Origin of the sequence: Candidatus Epulonipiscium viviparus, assembly GCF_000171335.1 — a bacterium.
In the GTDB taxonomy this organism is placed as follows: Bacteria; Bacillota; Clostridia; order Lachnospirales; family Cellulosilyticaceae; genus Epulonipiscioides; species Epulonipiscioides viviparus.
Genome location: NZ_ABEQ01000056.3, coordinates 1 through 21,642, shown reverse-complemented (window position 1 = coordinate 21,642; position 21,642 = coordinate 1). Strand labels below are relative to the sequence as shown.

Here is a 21,642-nt window from a genome sequence, read left to right as displayed (position 1 = left end):
ATTTTGCATTGGCTGCCGTAGATTTCGCATTAGCTGCCGTAGATTTTGCATCACCCTTCGAAGATTTCGCATCAGCTGCCATATATTTCACATCGACTCTCGAAGATTTCGCATTGGTTGCCATATATTTCGCATCAGCTGCCATATATTTCACATCGGCTTTCGAAGATTTCACATTGGCTGCCATATATTTCACATCAGCTTTCGAAAATGTCGCGTTGGCTGCCGTAGATTTCACGTTGGCTGCCGTAGATTTCGCATCAGCTCTCGAAGATTTTGCATCGACTGCCGTAGATTTCGCATCACCCTTCGAAGATTTCGCGTTGACTGCCGTAGATTTCGCATCGGCTCTCGAAGATTTTGCATCGGCTCTCGAAGATTTCGCATTGGCTTTCGAAGATTTCACATCGGCTGCCGTAGATTTCGCATCAGCTGCCGTAGATTTCGCATCGGCTTTCGAAGATTTTGCATCGACTGCCGTAGATTTCACGTTGACTGCCGTAGATTTCGCATTGGCTGCCGTAGATTTCGCATCAGCTGCCATATATTTCACATCGGCTTTCGAAGATTTCACATTGGCTGCCATAGATTTTGCATCAGCTGCCATAGATTTCGCATCGGCTTTCGAAGATTTTGCATTAGCCTTCGAAGATTTCGCATCAGCTTTCGAAAATGTCGCATCAGCTCTCGAAGATTTTGCATCAGCTGCCATAGATTTCGCATCGGCTGCCGTAGATTTTGCATCGGCTTTCGAAGATTTCACGTTGGCTGCCGTAGATTTCGCATCGGCTGTCGAAGATTTCGCATCGGCTGCCGTAGATCTCGCATCGGCTTTCGAAAATGTCGCATCAGCTCTCGAAGATTTTGCATCAGCTGCCGTAGATKTCGCATCAGCTGCCGTAGATTTCGCATCGGCTCTCGAAGATTTCGCATCGACTGCCGTAGATTTTGCATCAGCTGCCGTAGATTTCGCATCAGCTTTCGAAAATGTCGCATCGGCTCTCGAAGATTTCGCATCGGCTCTCGAAGATTTCACGTTGGCTGCCGTAGATTTCGCATCGGCTTTCGAAAATGTCGCATCGGCTGCCATATATTTCACATCGGCTCTCGAAGATTTCGCATCAGATGCCATAGATTTCGCATCGGCTCTCGTAGATTTCGCATCGACTGCCATAGATTTCGCATCAGCTCTCGAAGATTTCGCATCAGCTTTCGAAGATTTCGCATTAGCTGCCGTAGATTTCGCATCAGCTGCCGAATATTTCGCATCAGCTCTCGAAGATTTTGCATTGGCTGCCGTAGATTTTGCATCGACTGCCGTAGATTTCGCATCGGCTCTCGAAAATGTCGCATCGGCTTTCGAAAATGTCGCATCGGCTGCCGTAGATTTTGCATCGGCTGCCATAGATTTCGCATCGACTGCCGTAGATTTCGCATCAGCTGCCATAGATTTCGCATCGGCTCTCGAAGATTTCGCATCAGCTGCCATAGATTTCGCATTGGCTGCCGTAGATTTCGCATTGGCTCTCGAAGATTTTGCATCGGCTGCCGTAGATTTCGCATCAGCTTTCGAAGATTTCACGTTGGCTGCCGTAGATTTTGCATCAGCTCTCGAAGATTTTGCATCGACTTTCGAAGATTTCGCATCGGCTCTCGAAGATTTTGCATCAGCTGCCATATATTTCGCATCGACTTTCGAAGATTTCGCATCAGCTGCCATATATTTCACATCGGCTTTCGAAGATTTCACATCGACTGCCGTAGATTTCACGTTGGCTGCCATATATTTCACATCAGCTTTCGAAGATTTCGCATCAGCCTTCGAAGATTTCGCATTGGCTTTCGAAAATGTCGCATCAGCTTTCGAAAATGTCGCATCGGCTCTCGAAGATTTTGCATTGGCTGCCGTAGATTTTGCATTGGCTGCCATATATTTCACATCGGCTCTCGAAGATTTTGCATCAGCTTTCGAAAATTTCGCATTGGCTCTCGAAGATTTCACGTTGGCTGGCGTAGATTTTGCAGTGGCTGGCGTAGATTTCGCATTGGCTGCCGTAGATTTCGCATCAGCTGCCGTATATTTCGCATCGGCTCTCGAAGATTTTGCATCGACTGCCATAGATTTCGCATCAGCTTTCGAAGATTTCGCATTGGCTCTCGAAGATTTCGCATCGGCTTTCGAAGATTTCACATTAGCTGCCGTAGATTTTGCATTAGCCTTCGAAGATTTCGCATCGACTGCCGTAGATTTTGCATCGACTGCCATAGATTTCGCATCAGCGGCCATAGATTTCGCATTGGCGGCCGTAGATTTCGCATCAGCTGCCATATATTTCGCATCAGCTGCCATATATTTCGCATCGGCTCTCGAAGATTTCGCATCGACTGCCATAGATTTCGCATCGACTGCCGTAGATTTCGCATCACCCTTCGAAGATTTTGCATCGACTGCCGTAGATTTCGCATCGGCTGCCGTAGATTTCGCATCAGCCTTCGAAGATTTCGCATCAGCTGCCGTAGATTTTGCATCAGCTTTCGAAGATTTCACGTTGGCTGCCGTAGATTTCGCATCAGCTGCCGTAGATTTCGCATTAGCTCTCGAAGATTTCGCATTGGCTGCCGTAGATTTCGCATTGGCTGCCGTAGATTTCGCATCAGCTGCCGTAGATTTCGCATTAGCTGCCGAAGATTTCGCATTGGCTCTCGTAGATTTCGCATCAGCTGCCATATATTTCACATTGGCTGCCATATATTTCGCATCGGCTCTCGAAGATTTCACGTTGGCTGCCATATATTTCGCATCGACTCTCGAAGATTTTGCATTGGCGGCCGTAGATTTTGTAGTGGCTGGCGTAGATTTTGTAGTGGCTGGCGTAGATTTTGTAGTGGCTGGCGTAGATTTCGCGCTAACTTTAAATTCAGGATTAATTGTTCTGGAAATTTCTGTATAAAAAAGAGACCCTCGAAGGGGCCTCCCTAAATACATCTTTAGTACATATATCGAGGTGCGTTTGTCAATGTCGCTGACGTTTTGGTTACTGGTATCCTTATTTTTTGCCCGCGGTCGTTGTGGAAGAATATCTCCACGGTCGTCTCGCCGCTCGCATTGTCTTTTACTACTAGCGTATATGCGTCTCCGCTTGTTGCTAACATCGCCAGTAGGTCGCCATGATCCAATACCGCGGCGGCGGCGTCTGTCTTGACCAAAAGCGATGCGTCGGGTCTGCTCGCCAATGTCTGGATGTCTGCCCTATCAAGCTCGACTGTGACGGCATCTGCCTCTGTTTCTACGATTACACTCGGGGTTATGTTTTTGCCCAAAATAAATCGGCCGAGCTTTGCGATGGTATCGCGCAGGGTGATCGCTGTTTTCGCTACCCCATCCAGAATTGTTACTCTAGGTTGAACCACCGCGATTGCTTCGGTTGTTGCTTGCGTTTTGTTTTCGTTTTCGTTGAGTGGCGCATCTCCATTTCCGTTGAGTGGCGCGTCTCCGCAGATTGCTGTCTCGATTAGCGTCGTCCAGGCGTAGTCGTCCGCTGGTAGAATGCTGACCTCGCTCGGGTCGTCTGTTATCTCGATTTCTACTGTTTCGATTCTCGTCACGTTGCCCGCTGCGTCCATTACGTTGGCGTTCAATTTATATATGCCGTTGATGGAATTGTCGTTCGTCACCGGAGCCGTGCTTAAGTAGAGCGTGATATTGGTGTCGTCTATAAAGTCTGTGTTGTCGGAGATTTTTAGGTTGTCGCGCACGTAATGGCCTATTGCTACCGAGTCGGCGCTTTCAGAATCAAATGTCAGTTTCGGCATTCCCACGAATTCGACCACCGGSGCCGTTGTGTCTGGGCCTACCGAAATTTCGATCTCCTTGTAGAACGATTCTCTCAGATCCCTGCTATATAACTCCATTACGCCATGATTACCAAATTCTTCCGTTTTATGCCCTTCTTCATTGCGTGGTAGCGTGGCGATTTCGGCGCTTTCTATATATTCGCCCTGGGCCGTGTAGATATCTAGGACGTGTGGAGCGCTCCAGTCGATGGTTTCTCTGTTGGTAAATTTGCTAACGCTGGTTATCGCGTTGACTTTGGTGACCGCGTACGCATTTTCGTCGCTCTTGGCTATATCTAGTTTTGCCTCGTCTTTGGCATCTTTGACGATCGCCACTTCGATATTTACGTCCTTGCTTTCCGCCGGTGGCGCGCTTACCAACATTCTTTCGAAATCGTATCTAAGTTGGTTCATGTTCACTTCGGTAAATTCGTATTTCGGCTCACCTAAATATTCTATTACTCCGTTCATTTCAACTGCGTCGCCATCGCTGGTTTCATTATTGTTTTCGTCGCCGTTTTCGTCATCGCTCTCGTCTGTCGGTATTACGATCTCTGGTGTCGCAACTCCCAGGTCTGCCATCGCATCGTCGAGGGTTTTGGTTATCTGTTCGCCTAGCGTTTCCTTTTCCTCCTTCGACATGGTATCGCTGGTTATTATTACTTTTATCTCTGGCGACTTCGTTGTCGCAGCGGCTATCGCTTCGATCATGTCGTCCATCTCGTTTACGAACATTTGCGCATCGACCGCCAGTGTTGTCAAATTACTGAATTTTCCAATCGTTGCAATTCCGTCGCTGATATTTGTAGTTCCGGTTAGGTCCAAAACTTTGAGTGCGTTTGAGATCCCCGCTATCGGGCTTATGTCCGTGATCAACGGGTTATTCGCCAATAGCAATGTCTCCAATTTCGGTAACTTCGCAAGCGCATTGATGTTGCGGCCCAATGTCGGTGTTGTTACTCGCGCTCCATCTACGTCCTTTAGTTGATTATTGCTTAAGTTGAGGTATGTCAGGTTTTTCGCACTCTCGAGCCCCGTTAAATCCACGATTCCGTATCCATCGGCATCTAACGAAGTCAACGTTAGCATGTCGCTTTCGGATGCGTTGCCTTCCTCGTCCACATCCACTCCCGCCACTGCGAGGGCGTCGGCTAGGGCCACGTCGGGGATATAGATGGAGCGTGTGGCAGTGTTGTCTACGGTAATGGTTACGTCTGATGGAGTAACTGTTAACTTTGTTACTCCTGCTCCAATATTAACACCATCAGAATCTGTTATCTTTACGTTAATTTTTTGCGAAGGTGAGCCAGATGAATCTAAAGTACCTGTGGCGGTCACACCGCTTGGTGCCCCAGTTATTGTTATGCCAGAAACATTATTGATTGTATCACTTGAATTTATCTTAATTTTCCACTCTGCAGGACTTGCCTCAGTGACTTGTGCTGTTCCAGTTCCTACAGATGGAGTATAATTTACGGTCAGCTTTGGCATAAGCTTATCAAGATCAAATCTTGTTACCGTATTGTAAGCATGCTCCAGATCAGTTAACGCTTTCTCATAGGTTGTTGCTGTGCCAGATGTACCGTTGAGAACTCCTTGGGCCGTGGTGATTGCAGTTGTGAAAGCGGTTTTATTTATAGTGTATATATTATCTTTTTCTAAAAGAAAAGCGTCTATAGCATCGAGAACTTTTTGCGCATCGGCAATTCCTTTTTCTAATTCAATTTTTTCCGCGGCAACCGAACCTGAAGCTGCTACTTCAGTCAAAGTAATAGGTATATCCGTACGAGAAATTTCATCACGAGATATCGTTAATTTAAAATCACTACCTGCTACTGGGTTCTTAATTGTGATCGTGCTACCGCTTAAAGTGGCTGACGTGGCTGACCCAACTGATCCAGTAGGATCTTGTAATACAATAGCTCCGCCAGATGCTGCACTAATGTCAAAACTTAGCGAGGTAGCTCCAGATGGAAAAGTAATTCCAAGCCCTCCGTCGGTGGTTATAGAAGAACTTAGTGAAGTTGTTAGAGTGTACCCGTCGTCAACAGCCTCCAAATTTTTAACCTCTGTAATTCCAAATGCAAGGTTATGGCCATCCTTTAATTTAGATTGGCCTAAAAATGTATTCTGCGCAGTAGTTAGAGCTGTCGCATCTGCCGATTCTATCGCCGTCGCAATAGCCGTCATAAACGCCGTCTTCGCATTTGAACTCGCACTTGAATCTACCCAATACTTTGCTTCAGTGCCAATCCTATTCCCATGCTTATGCGCAATCTCCAATGCTTCGTTTACTTCCGATAATAAAGCCGGAGTCGTCGATCCAGTTCCAATTCCAGTTCCAGTTTTAACATTGTCCATAGCGTCTAGGACATCGGCTAGCTTATCTGCACTAGCGCTCGAATCATCAGTTATTTCGGCTAACGCATCAGAGAGAGTCGCGGCCGCAGTATCCGTCACTGTTAAAAATGTATTGGCTAGCTCTGCCGATGACGATGACGGTATTGGTAAAACTTTCCTTGCTATCTTCAGAAATGCTTCATTATTCGCGGTATCTACTGTAGCTGTATACTTGGTGGTAAGCGCTATCTCAGGATCTGCCGAAGTCGCTGGAGTCGTAGGGTGAGATTGTTTAATGAAAACTTTTGTCTCGCCAGCAATGGGTTTAGTTATCTCGGCTTCGTAATACTTATCTGTGCCAGTTGGATCTGGAGTCGTAGTTAAAGAATCGGTCACATTTATACTAGTGTCACTTGCGCCATGCTTAACGGTAACACTCTTGTCTACCGCAAATTGTAAATGTATTTTTGCTGTAGTACTAGCTTCAAAAAAATCAGGGAGTGTGATCGCGAATGCATTGCCCGTGTATTTTGCATCAGTGGTAGCAGAAGGTAAAGAACCATCGTAACTTTTGGTTAGCGTGACAGGTGCATTAAATATTGTGGCCCCCTGACTATTGACAATTGGTACCGTTCTATCCCCCGTTGCTATAGCGAGGGCTCCGCCGTCTGTTGCCGTCATTTCGGCTACCGGTGCCACCGTCGTTGATTCAGCTACTGCTGCTATTCCGCCAGGGTTATAAATTTCTGCTGATAATCCTGCTTCGTCTGCACCACCGCCTGCACCAGTACCTACAGTTTTGCCGTTCCATCTAACATTTTTGCTGAATTTCACGAGAGCTTCATTGATGGCTTTTTGTACATCGGTCGCGACGGCGTCACTGGTATATATTTTTGTGTTCTCTGTCACTATGGTTTTGCGCAGCTCCTCGATAGCTGATGCCGATGAAGTAGTTATCTTATAAGTATCATCGGCCGCTATCGCTAGCATTTTTTCGCCGTAATCGATCGCGTCTGTTGCGGCATCATCAACTGTTTTTATCGAAGTATTCTCTCCAACTTTAATCGGAGCCAGCGCTTCTAGTAGTGCATTTAATGTTGTTTTATCAGTAGCGCTAGCCGCATCATATGCATTTTTAATTATTGTGTCTTCCGAGCTGTTCACAAAATTTGTTCCTGCCTTAACTTCGGTCTCCGTCTCTCCGTCTATCACTGTTACGTTTGTTATATCCACCTTCGTGATAGACTCTCCTAGGTTTTTACTAGTCCCCAGTACCGCATTTACATATATCTTGACTGCAGCAGCGTAGTCGTCGAGAGCGAGAGGGGGATTACCTGTATCTACAGGATCACCATAGGCTATCTTCACCTTTACATTACGTGTGACCGTTGAACCCGTACCCGTCTTTGATAGTGTAACGTCAACGCCTGTTTGTGCGTTATCTTTAGTGAACTCTATAGTTTTACCAGTGACGCCGGTAACAGTCACATCCGCAGCAGTATCGAGAACTACTTGAAGCGGATATATCGCTGGGGCGTTCTGAAATGCTTTCGGTAGGGTGATGGTGAGCTCGTGGTTTGTACCTGTTACAACCTTGTCGTCTGTATGCGTAAACATAGAAGTCAATGCTATAGGCGTAGCCGTAGAATTTTTTAATGCCGAAGTTATAGATGTAATACCTGTTATTGTAATACCAATCTCAGCGGCCACATCGTTGTATGCTTTTTCCAGTGCTGTATAGTCTAGTTTGTTCCCAGTATAATATGCTTCATTAACCGCGGCCAATGCGTTTTTCAAATTGCTTACTACAGGATCAGTCAAACTAGAGTACGGTCCATTTTCGATCGCTTCCAATAGTTCAACAGTTTGTGTAACAATAGGCTCTTTGTTAGGAGTTGTAACGCCACCAGTTTCAGTGCCTTTCTTCACTGCTGCGACATAAGCCTCGATAGCCTGCGTCAATACTGATACATCTGGAGCCACCGTTGGATAATCCTTCACCGCCTTCTTTAGGGCATCTAGCTGATTTACCGTTGCATAATACACATCATCCTTAACAAAGCTAGGGTCAAGTGTAGTGTCGGTAAAATAGAAAGATTTATTTATCCAGTCATTAGCTAGCGTTTCCATTTTGGTGCCCATATCCGTGGTCGCATCAGTTTTGATCGTAAATGTAAGCGTATTGGTAATATCTGGATTTAAAGAGTCCGTATCTGGTTCAAGCGTTACGGTGAATTCGCTTTTATCGGCTGCATTTTCTATAGATATAGTTACCTCGCCTGTCGCTGGAGTCGTAGCTGTAGTAGCCAGAGTTGGGGAACCAGTAGGTGCTTCGATCTTTGTTAACTTTACATCAGGCATAAGCTTAAGTGTCATATCAAATTTCGTGGTCCCTGCTGGTATAACGATCGTTGAAGTATCAAAATCAGAATCTGATGCGGGAGTTGTGGAGCCGCCGGCGAGCGTTAACTGTGCACGCCCCCATTTGAAGTTCGTTAATTCACGATCATCGTCAGTTAACCCGTTATCTTTAACAGCTGGACTATGAAATACTACAGGAGAACTTTTGTCGGCGTAATCTGGACTAGCCCCTTCTGCATCTTTATTCGCTACATCTAGCGTAGTTTTCTTATTATTATAATTCCAATAAATTTCGCCCATCACTAAGTCTCGTGCTGCTGTTAGGGCATCTGTATCTGCAGGAGCTGTGCCAGCATATAACTTGTCATTCACTTCCGCTAAAGCGCCATACAAATGTTCGATAGTATCAACATATTTGTTGCCATTAAGGCTAGTGTCTATAGTCTTCCCGGCTTCAGTCGTGCCATTATCAGAAGATACAACCCAGTATTGATTATCGCCTATATCGGCTCCAGCGGAAGTCGTTTCTCCCGTATTATTATCGCTAATTACTATGCTATCCAGCAGGGTTTGAACCTCTTTTGCTAAATCTAGTGCGGTACCAGTAGTTGGTACCTCATTAGAACCGGATCCGGAGGTGATAGGCTTGATTGCGCTGATAAGATTTTTATACGCATCCGGCACATTAGTCGCTATAGGGAGTATGTCATCCGAATATGCTTGGGTTGCTCTTTTCGCGGTTGCTTCTGTTATTCCCGGTACTACGAAATCGCCTGATATAGTTCTTTCCTGTTCAGCCTCCGCTAATGCTTTGGCTAAGTCCATTCGATCATGTACTGTTACGTAATTATAATCTTTATCCTTATTGCTAACCACCATATCCGTTGTGTCGGTGCCCGATATGGTGATAAGTTTATTCTCCTTCGAGACATCATCCTTCTCCATTAAAGTTTTCGCATGCTCAATCAAAGTTGTTAATGCGCCAGAATCTACGGTAGAACTAGCCGCCTCTTTAAAGTTATAGACGATCGTTTTGGTGATGACCTCTGGTTTGTCATCAGTTCCGTCGGGTTTAGTGAAATTATCGGTATCTTTGGAAAATTTTAGCGTTAAACTGGCATCATCTTCCGTTACAGTTACTGGAATTTTATGTGTAACTTTAGATGTACCTGATGTACCTAATGTTTTGAATACTGGATCACCTGGTGTACTAGGACCAGGTGTACTAGGATCAGGGTTAACTACGTCCGTCGCAAAAATTTCTATCGCTGTTTCTGTTCCTGTTCCTGTTATTGGTCCAGAGGTGATCTCCTCATCAGCGAAGTTGGCCGGGTTAATGCCGATGTCAAATGAATAACCTGGAGTCGCCTTATAAGGAATAGTGACATCGTACGCAACTGTATAATTTAAATCACCACTGGTGGGATCATATGAAGCGGTTGCTGGATTTTCGGCTATCTTGATGATTTTATCATCTATCTCTGCACCTAGTTCGCCTGTAGTTTTTTCTGTATGGAATGTGATCGGATGTTCTACTCCTAGATAAGAAGGAGAAGAAGATGCTCCCCAGCGAATCTGTTCGATCATATCAGCTTCCGCCGAAGCGAGAGCCTTCATAACAGTATCACCAATAGTAAGCGAGTTGCCAGTATATCTTTTTGTATTAGCCGCCGCGATCGCTTCGTTTAGAGCAGTAAGTGTAGTTCCAGTAGTATTATCCCAGTATTCTGATTTTCCTGCAGCAACGGCGGTTTGATCTTCACGTACCGCCTGTGCTAGTAAAATTGTTCGATCTAAAGCTGCCTCAACGCCTCCTCCAACACTTGTAGATGTATTGGATTTACCAACCTTAATGGCCTCAGATAACCTGGTGAGATCCTCTAGCTCGGCCGCAGATCCAGTAGCTGGTGGTGAAGTAATGTAGTTATTCAATAGATCCTCCAAATCCATCCAGTCACTCACACCTATATATCGAATATCCTTGCTTACATCTGTCGCATTCTCATTATTATTTAATACGTAGAATTTTTTGACCGGATCTTTCAGCATGTCCTGTATATACTTTAATCTAGCATCGAAGTCAGCGGCGTCGTAAGCTTCCGTCTCAACTGTAACCGCGATGCGTTTCTCTATCTCAGGGTCAAAAAAAGTATCAGGGTGTATCAGTACTATTTCAAATTCGGCAGAGTTAGATGATGAAGATGGATCGAGACTTATCCTGGCATTTACTTCACCTTTCGAACCAGTAACTTCGTTAGTAGCGGGCGATCCAGCAGGGGTCGCTGGTGCAATATTGCCGTTTCCATTATCTACCAACTTTATCTCAATGTCTGAATCAGTGGGGGCCTGAAACTTAGCGAAGAATGTGGTGGTCCCCACGGGTACTGTTATGGTCATCTTAGGTTCGTAATTAGCTGTAGAAGTATCAGTATTATCATAATCTACTGTTGGTTTTTTAATATCGGTGATCTCGTATCCCGCCGCATTTGTGAAGTTATCATCTTTTGTACCAGCGTTAGGAGTAGTGGCATTTGTTATCTCTACCATATCTAGTGTGAATGGCCCTGTCGCCGCCGAAGTTTTAAACCAAGCAATTTCATCGATTATTTTTCGTCTGGCTAATTTTAGTGCCGTTTGAGCCGCTTGAGCGTTGATAGCATTTCCTCCTGCTTGCATCACGGCATTTGCTTTCGCTATTGCTGTATTAAATGCTTTCTTTTGATCAGTTGTCACATAGTAACGAGTACCCACAGCTACTCCCGATGTATCCAGTGTAGTAGTGTCTACAGGTGTTGTTTTATCATCCACCGCCGCGATGGAATCTCGTAATTCTTTACATTCCCTAATTAAAGCTATTAAGTCTACATCGTCTAATGCTGCGGTTCCGGTCCCTTCTTGCGTCGCTTCCACGTATGCTTCTATGGCATCGGTGAAAGATTTGATAGCATCGGTGAAATCTTTGATATCATCCGCAGTGACAGGGCCCGATGATAACTTTAAATTCTCTGCCTTTTTCAATTGTACGTCTAAATTATATTGAGCATCGGCTGTTACGTATAGAGTCCCATCTGGAACACTAGTTGGAGCAACAGTTCCTGGACTCGTTGCAGGCGCTACTGCCTCGATGTTCATCATGACAATATCTGCCACATAGTTAATCCTAGCAGTTAAAGCGGCTTTTAACTCGGCTTGCTTATCGCTATCATCGAGCTCGATATCAAACTGCAATCTATCTTCCATGGGGGAAAATTCTCCAGCGTTATTATCGAAGTCATGCGTCATGATGATTGTAAAATAATCGTCATTATCAAAGTCAGTGCTAAAGTCAGGTTGGGAGTCCTCAACTACGATAGGTATCGTATATGCATTTCCGACTTGCTTAATATCCGCCGCCGCCGGCTGCTCGATGTTTGTAACAGTAAAGTCCTCAGTTGTTCCAGGATCAAACGAAACTTCTTCGTTCGGTGTAAGAGTTACATAGAAATTGGATGTCCCCTGTGGTACAATGATCTTACTTCTCTCTATAGCACTGTAAGGGATTCGCGGTCTTACCCAGATAATATCAGGAATCTCTCTACCTAGCTTATCTGTAAATTTGATGTTATCAGTTTTTGGCGGAGTTACGGTCTCGGTTTCAACAATATCTAGCGAGGTGACATTTCCTTTGTTACTATTCCAGAATAATCTTTCGTAGAAGGCATCTAGTGCTCCTTCGAAATCAGTGTACTCTTTTGAAGAATCCGTTACTTTACCCGTTGCGTAAATTTTATTATTGAGGGCACCCATCGCCATGTATAGTAATTGGAGTGAATCGTCAATTCCATCTCCCCTGACTAAAGGAGCGCCGCCGGTTATATCTCCATCGGCTTCAAGATCAGCGTCTGCCACTTCATCGTTACGTATATACCAATATACTTCTCGCCCAACATTTTTCCCATCAATCTCAGCTCTAACCTCAATAATTTGATCGATTATCGCCTGCGCGTCATCAACCTCCTTGATGATGGTCGTTTTTTCGGTCTCCGTTACAGCATCTGCGTCACCAGTTCCGGCGACAATGGTGGCTAATGCTGCTGTCAATTTCTCTACCGACTCCTTAATATCTCCCATACTGGAAGTATTATCCAACGCTTTCGCTTCTCGCAGGGTGTTGGTCAACGTAATCTTATCCCATGCTTGGATATAATTATAAGCAGAACTATAATCATCCGCATCTATCGGCTCTTTCACAGCCTTGTCATACATATTTGGTAACACGGCCAATATGTTTGTGGCAGGTGAGCTCTTTTTATCCCACATCAAGGCTTCGATTTCCTCTATAAGCTTTTGCACATCCTCCAGCGATACGGTGTCGTCAACAATAATTTCGAATATCATCGCTTCTTCTATTTTGTCAGGATTCACATCGACAGGATCAGCATCCAAACTTGGTACATCTGCTAACTCATGCGATACCCACATCTTAAATTTACCATTTCGCTCGTCAGGATTGCCGCTCGCAGGCATTCCTACGGTAATCGAATATGTTGGATCATCAGCGGTAGTAGTAATTGCGCTTCCAAGATTATGCTCTGCGTAGTAATTATCGCCCCCAAGTGCAGCGTCATTGTGCGAAAATCTAACATTCGTGGTGTCTGGAGTAAAATTCATCTTTAAATTAATTTTGAACTTTGTAGTACCCAGAGGCACCGTAATTCTGTGAACTGTTTCGCTTATCAATGCATACTTATTTGCAGGATCAGGATCAAAGCTGTTCGTCGTACTTATAATCTCATAGTCAAAAGTTTTGATGTCGTTATTAGTATCCGCCGCCGAAAAGTCCTTGATGCTATCAGTCGGGTCATTTTTGATTTCGTTAAATGGTAAGCTGGCTTCCGTTACAGTACCTCCAGTACTTCCAGTATTTTCATCCCAATGGAGCGCTTTTACGAACGTCGCTTGAGCATCGGCTAAATTAGTAATAGCGGCCTCGATCTCCACATTGGAAGGATTGTTTTCGGCTGTATAAATAACAGTGTTCGCGACCGCGATGGCTTCATGGAAAGCTTGCTGTGCCGCCTCGGTTGCCCAATAGTAACTTGGATCCCCAGCTCCGATTCCTATTTTAGCTTCTGTGGCATCTTTGCGAGTTGCTTCTGCCAAAGTTAATGCATTCTTTATAGGCGTAGTATACTTGTCATCGTCAATAACAGTGGAAGGTTTTACCATTTCGCCGGCAGCAACTTTCTCGATAGCTGCAGATAGTGCTTGGATCGCGTTCTTTATATCAGCTGGATCAGCAGGAGAAGACGACTGTGTTTTTACAGCCTGATTAATGGCGGCCTCGAGCTCCATCCAGCCAGTAACGGAGATAAATTGGCGGTCGTTATGCACGTCTTCCGCGACTACTCCATCGCTAAGAATTACAAATGTAGGTTTAGGTTTCTTAATAATTTCTCTTACATACTCTAGTCGAGCTGTTAAATCGGCAACTGTTAAATTGGCATCTTCTTCTTGAACCGTGACAGTGTAAGTTTTGGAGATGGTCGGTTTGTTAGGAACGGAGCGTGATGCTTTTTCGATAGCTCCATTGAAATCGTGATAAACTGTTACGGAGAATTTATTGTCCACCAAATCGCTTATAACGATAGGAACATCGATCGCACTTAGCGCCATATCTTCTTTACCGTCATCACCGATCTGATACCCTACATATATTCCTGGTGCCTCCACAGGTGGAGCTTGCGGGTTCATCGCTGTGAATTTAGCATTAAACTTCGTTGTGCCCGCTGGTACTGTAATAGTAATTTTTCCGTCATCTTTATCCCCCCATGTCGCAGTAGCATCTGATATAATATCGCCGAACGCATCCGTTATTGTAACTATATTAGGTACTGAAGTAGTTGCAGCGATTGAACCATTTGTAGCAAAAGCTCCCAAGTCTATAGAGTAGTCAACTTCATCATCATCCTCTTCCCAATATAATGCATCTACGTATTCGTTATACTCACCAGTTAACGTGTTCTTGGCATCTTCTACCGCTGTCTTTCCCGTTTTAAATGGATTTGCATCATAGGCGAGGGTGTTCGCATCTGCTCTGGCTTCCAAAAAGTCTTTGACGGTAGTTACCTCGAAATGATCAGCTGCATCATCCGGATTCTTCAATACCCAATACTTATCCACGATAGTGTCGCCATTCGAATCTTTCGCTTCATCATCATGATCTACAATCTCAGTATCGGCTACAGTGCTGTGATATGCCAACGCCTCCGCCTCTGCAATAAGATCTTTGAGAGCCGTGACTTCTGCAGTCTGATCACCATCCAACCCAGCCGCTACTCCTGTTCCTATTTGAATTTCGTTTACGGCAGTAGTTAATGCTTCCAAAACATCTATTTCATCAGGAGTATCAAGCTCATCTGTATCATCTGTATGTTTGCCTATAATTTCTTTCGCAGCGACAATGGCTCGGGATGCCGCTATATATTTTTCGACCTCCATAAAGTTGGTGCCTACTATTATATCATTTGCCGATGTAGTATTCGTCATTATAATAATATCCGCAAGCGCCGCCTCGGTGTGAGCTAACACTTCCTTAAGCGAGCCGATCGTAGCTGCATTGGAAATGTTGACTCTCATATAGTTATTGACGGCCGGGTTCGCGCTAGCACTAAGTTTGATGGTAAAATATGGATCTTCATCAATACTCGCATCCCACGACGCATCAATCACTGTCGCATCACCAACCTGAGTAGCGCTTACTAATGTTGTATCATCATTAGTCATGCCCTCTTCATTGGCTATAGTAATAACTCCCGTTTGCGGAGTCAGCCGTAACTTCATGCTATTCAACCCCGATGGTACGCCTATAGTAATAAAATCTCGCACATCGACTTTCGCCGGATCATTGTCATCGTCATTTTTGTACGTAGCGCCTGGCATAGGATCTCCAGCTGAAGTTAGAATGTCCACGGCTACATCCAACTCCTCTAAATCTACCGGCTTGTTGTCGACGAATAGCAAATCTACAAATTTGTCTGTGGCATTCACTAAAGCATCTACTACATCGGCTACATCGTTTGGTTCTGCATTCCCATCAGTTCCTGCTAAATCTGCTTTATCCAGAGGTGCGTTATCAGAATATATTTTGCGATTTGCAATACCGATAGCTTCGTAGAGATCCAATCGCGTTTGATCTGCAGCTGCGCGGTCTGCCGCCGCAAACCAGTTGCCTGTAACATCCTCACCGTCAAGGTCTTCGTTCCCCGAATTGGCAGACGGAACGCTAGTGTCAAGTAGCTCATGTGCATAGGCTATTGCTGTCTCCAAATCCGCATCACTATTTATTGTCGCGCCATCGTCTTTACCCGACTTTACAGCATCTATGGCCTTGGTCAATCGCTTGATCTCAGCTTTAGAATCCCCGCCGAGCTCTATCACCTTCATTGCGTTGCGCAACTCTATCATAGCGGCTGGACTAATAAATTTTATACCTTTTGCTACATCTCTCGCTGGTACGACGCCACCAGTGTCAGAACCAATTACTTTCGCATTGGCAATAACAGCTTCGGCATCGTCGAGTCTATCCTGCGCCGCATCTGCGGAAGCTTCCTTCTCCTTAATTTTGAACGTCCACTTTCTCGCTATCGCAGGTCCATCGTCGGTGGCTTTATAGCTGATGATAATCGAGAACGACTTTTTCCCGCTCAATGCTTCCACGCTAGGTATAGAAATTTTGTATGCTGACTTGGCAGTAGCAGCACCACTAGGAACGGCAGTCAATTCGATCTCGATGCCTCCCGTATCGACACTGATTTTTACAGTCTCTTTCTCGGCATTGCTCAATGCTTCGTCGAGGGCGCTGCGGCTACCAATATTTGCTATTGGCAATATGCCAGAAGTAGAGACAACAGTAGTATTTTTTCCTGCAGCATCAGATAATAATACGAAAGAAAATGCCGATGTGCCAATAGGAACCGATATCTCGGACCCGTCATCAGTCGTCTCTACCTCAAAATCTTCAATTGCCTCATCAACATGGTAGTGAGCGAGCGAGTGAACATCTGCTATAGTTAGTCCATGTCCCGCGGCGTTCCATCGGATGTGTGGGGTCATCGCAATGATGGCGTCTTCGAGAGCCAATACCGCAGCTTCCATTTCCTCGTTAGAGACAGCGGTGTTGATCGCCAACTCGGCCTGTTCAATTTCCGCTTTGAAGGCATCGATAGCGGTTGACTCGGCCCAATACGAATCGTTCGCCGTAGTACTGATGGCCCCTAAAAGTTCCTGCGCCTCCTTCACGTCCGTCACCAAGTTTTCTTTATACGCGGGGATTTTCATAGCTCCGGTTTGTATAATCTGTAGAGCATCTCGTAAATTTGCGATTTCTCTGGCTGTATCAACAGGATCGGCAGCGTCGTCACTAAAACTCTCTGCAGACTCAAGAGCATCTTTAAATAATTTGGACTCCGCATCTGATGCAAAATATTTAACACCCATGTGAACATCCGCAGCTAGTAGGTCTAAAATCAATGCATCCTTAGATTCGTCTTTTGCAAAATTTACCAATGCTTTCAAAGTGGCGCCATCTACAGCAACGGTATCACTATCTGCGCCGACTTTGGCAGATCCTGTCAGCGGGGTTAATAAAAGATTTTCAGCAGTTTGTAATCTGACAGTGACATCGGCCAAATCACGATGCGTCTCGGTGGCTGCCATAGTGGTCGCAACGTTGGCGGCGCTAGTAGATACTGCCACGATAGCCGAAAGGTCTTTGCCGAGGGCCACATCTATAAGCAAAGCTTCAGCATCTTCGATAGCCACCTTCGCGTCATCGGCACTGTCTTGCGAAATATATTCAACGTTCTCATCAACATCTTGCGCATCATCGACTGTTAAAATCTTGATAATTTTGCTAGTGTCGAGCTGATCTGTTGACCAATCTATATCATCATACGGAATTTTAACGGTATCCAAAAGATTTCGTAAAGGCTCAGTATCGATTTGCCCATTTGTAATTGTGAGCCGGAATTTATCATGTTCGACAGGAATATCGCGAAGCGCGCGTGCTACATCGAAAGGATCATCTGGCTGATCGTCAAACGAAGCAAACTGTTCTAGAAAGCTTTTAAAATGTTCGAATGCCGCAGTATCGATAATTTCGAGTCGACTATCTAGTGTTGCAGGGTCGCGATCTGTGGATACCAAATTGTCCTTTGCAATTGCGCCTCTTGATTCAGTAAGTTCGGCGTCTACATCAGCTTTTGTCGCAGTTCCTGTTTTGACGGCGGCGTTAAATTCAGTGATAGCGTTATCCAGAATCTCAGTTGCTGGAGTGTCGGAGATCGCCACGGCTTTAGCAGCGGATTGGATAGGCGTTTCGAGTGTCGTGATTTTGTCCCTGAGTTGTGCAACTCTAGCGTCTGTATCGACAGCTGTATCGACATTTTCGGTAGTTATTGCATATGCGTCGCTCTGATTACTTGTTGCTGATCTGCCGCTCGCTGGATACGCGATAGATTCTGCCTGCGTAATAGCAAAGTCGAGTTTTTCGGCAATGCTTGGCGATACATAATGAACTCCCTCGTCTACTGTATCAGTTCCCCTAACATCAGATGTTGGGTCGGCATCTGTAAATAGCGGATCCTTTTCAAACACGTGTATTTTGCCATTCGTTAGATCTCCATCTTTGTATAGTCGTGCCTTCTTCGCAGCATCGATTTTGTCTCGCAATTCACTCATGTCGGCCAGTGAACCAGTTTGTATCTCAGCTTCGAAAGTGGCGGTTGCGGTTTCTAGATCTGTGGTTCGTTGCTGAACGAGGGCAGGTAAAATGCCCTGTTGCGATGGTGGAGCCGTGAGCGCATCGATGAGAGTTTCCATGGCCCTTGCTAATGCAAAATTAAGCGCCTCGAGTGCTGTTGGGTGAACGAATTCAACGCCGTCTTCTATAGCTGTTTTGTTTGCGGTGCTTACGGCGATTCCAAATTTTGCATCTTCGGCGTTTGTTATCGCAGTTTCTAGGGCAGCAGTGTCGATCGGAGTGATTTTAATTCCGACAGCTATGCGCGACTGAAAATCATTGATCGCCAGTTGCAATGGAGCGACGCCGGCCTCGACTTCTGCTAATGTGGATGATGTACCAACTATACTGTCTGCGGTAAGTAGAGCAGTCTCCAAAGCATTGAATGCGCCCATCGATACAAACTGGACTCCTTGAGGAACTTCGATGGCTGTATCATCTGTCTTCAATATATATTTTGCCGGCGTGAGTGAAGCAAGATCGTCGGCACACGCAGCAACTAGCCCGCTTGCGATATTCAATACGTTGGCCATCGCATCGGGGATTATTGTTTCGGATCCTGGAGTTCTGGCGGCATCAAAATTATCATTTGCTTCTCGCATTTCGGTCGCCGCTATAGTGATTTCGGACTCATACTTTGCTTTTTCCCGTGCCGCTTCAGCTTTTAGAAGTGCTTCGGAGAAATCGGCAATATCCTCGTTGCTTGCATAGAAATGCCATTGCGATACGCCCGATCCATCTTCAGATTCTACTGTTGTTCGGATCAAAGTACGTCCGCGTGCGATTTCGTCGATAAGTGGTTGCGCATCCAATTCCTGGGAACGTTTTCCATGTTTAACAGCCTGATTGAACGTTTCCATCGCGCTGGAAAGAGCTGATTCGGCGAGTATTAGATCGTCAGCGGCCGAGGTGCTACTATTTGCCGTTGTTGTGGCATCCACAATTGCTGTTAAAAGCGCCTCCAAGTCAGCTGATGTCACATAAAAAATTGAGGCCGAGATCTCATCTTGAGGGTTATCATTTACGGCAATGGAGCGAGAAAGATTCCAAGCGGAGTCGATTTTTTCTTTTATGGCGATGGTATCAACAAAGACGCCGACCTGGATGCTATCCTTAAAATTGTTAACCGCATCGGCTAAATCTTCGAGCGTATTGTCGAGGTCGCGAGGTTCGTCGATGGAAGTATTCTGCGCCGTGTCTATAGCATCTAGTAGGTCATCCTTCTCGGATTGCGTGGTAAACCGATGACCTCGATCTACGGATTCAACGTCGGTGTCGTCATCGAATATTGCAACATCGCTGAGCAATGTGACGGCGCTTGCGATTGCGCTCGTTAATGAGTCTGTGTTGATGTATGTTCCAGTTTTGATGGTCGATTTGAACAGGTCTATTGCATCTTCCAGGTCGCGTACATCTTCGTTGATTTCAGCTTTTGTGATAGCAGCAAGAAGTGAGTTGACGTCTGCCTGAGAAGCGTATTGGACACCGTATTCGATTTGGCTGGTTTCCTTGCTATAGTCCGTGACTTGTATGCCTCGCATAGCGGTCCTTGCATCTGCTATAGTTTTGGTGATAGCAGGCAGCGTGTCGTTTGATCCTGTTTCTATTGCCTTATTAAAATCTCGTATGGCACTATCTAAGTCGTCCTTCGCATCCTCGAGAGCACCATCATCATTTATAGGGTCTTCGGCTATATCTTTTGCCGCATCAATTGCAACGGCAAACTTGTTTTTATTTGTTTCCGAGATAAATTTCAACCCTTCAGCTACATCATCCTCCTTGGTACCATCAGGATATACTTCAACATTTCCTAGTGTCTCATAAGCCGACGCAATAGCATCTATTAACTCTTGATACTGTCTAGAGTTTTGAAGCGTTCCCTCTGCCTGAGCTGCATTGATATTATCTATTGTGCTTTGTAAGGCGTTAACCGCGGCAGTATGCTCATTGTCGCTTATACTGTTATCTCGAACATCATCGGCAACTGTTTCGGCCACCGCTATTGCTGCTAGCAGACTATTGAAATCATCTTCCGATACAAAAAACTGACCCTTTGTAATTTTATCTGCAGCTAAATTGGAGCCTATTAACGAATCCTTTAAGTCGTATGCATCATCTAGTAGGTCTTCTATATCATCACCACTGAGAGCGGCTCCTTCCAAAATATATAAATCGTCTAATTGAGTTTGTAAATCAGTTGCGAAACCGTCGATATCAGTTTGCTCCAATAATGCTGGATCGTCTTCATCTTCAACATTCGGCGGATACAGTACGGCATCGAGAGCCGATTGCGCAGCAGAAAGCACTGTACTAAAACTTAGCCACGAATTTAGATTTACGGCTTCTACACCAGGAGGCACATCGCTTTCACCTTGGCCATCTGATATCACTAGCACATCAATTTGCATTGCCTCTTCGATCAAATCCACTATATCAGCGACGTCGATTTCACCTTGTTTGACATTAACTTCATCGTAAATATTTTCCAATGTGTAAATGGCCTCATCTATCATCTCCTCGATATCCAAATCGGGATCGGATGGATACTCAGCCTCCGCCAATATTTCGTACGCTTTACCCAGAGCTGATGTTACAAAATTATAATCTTTAAGCGACATAAAGTTGACAGTATCGGCGATATTGTAGGCATACAAATCAGATGCGATAGTGTGGCTCATTTCTGTCGCAATGGAGTCGATAATATGGCGTAAATCGGCCGTCTCCACAAGATCTTCCTTCTCGCCCGACTGTATTTCTCGTTCAAATTCCCAAATGCTATCTTCCAACTCTGCGATCGCGTCTTCAACGGCAGTAATATTATATGGCGCAGCAGCATGCTCGGACGCTATTTCAATAGCATGGTCGAGATCTTCCATAACATCGAGATCAACAAATAGCATATCCACATGGATATCTTTGGCAGAACTAGCTTTAACAACCCCCGCGCTGATCTGATCTTTAGACGGATTTGGGGTTATAGCATATACGCCGACCTTCACATTCAAAGCTTTATCAATAGTCGCGAGCAAAACCGAAGTATCAACCGGTGCGCCCATACCGACTTGAACGACGGCCATAAACTCGGCGGTTGCGATTTCGAGGTCAAAAATATAGTCTGTAATTTTGGAAGAAGACAATCTACTGGAATGCACTTTTTCAGCGATAGGATCAATAACATCTTTAAAATCTTCGACAGCCTGAGCCGGAGCAAAGCGAGTTCCTTGGCAATGCTGGAAGTGAGGCATCGTTATCGAGAGGCACACATTTTGAGAGCTGCAGACGCTATATCAAACGGCGATCAATCGTGAGCGTAAACTCTCGCAGCT

2 protein-coding genes are annotated in these 21,642 nt (G+C 45.2%); one reads left to right on the top strand and one right to left on the bottom strand.

Annotated elements, in window-relative coordinates:
- The coding region (locus EPU_RS13950; protein WP_198006409.1) for a hypothetical protein at positions 1 to 2,951 on the top strand (2,951 nt) is incomplete at its 5' end.
- Positions 2,952 to 2,988: 37 nt separating this feature from the next.
- Here EPU_RS13950 and EPU_RS12035 read toward each other — a convergent pair.
- A complete protein-coding gene (locus EPU_RS12035) occupies positions 2,989 to 21,579 on the bottom strand; it encodes a leucine-rich repeat domain-containing protein (RefSeq protein WP_010168403.1) in 18,591 nt (6,196 codons plus the stop codon).
- Positions 21,580 to 21,642 lie beyond the last annotated feature (63 nt).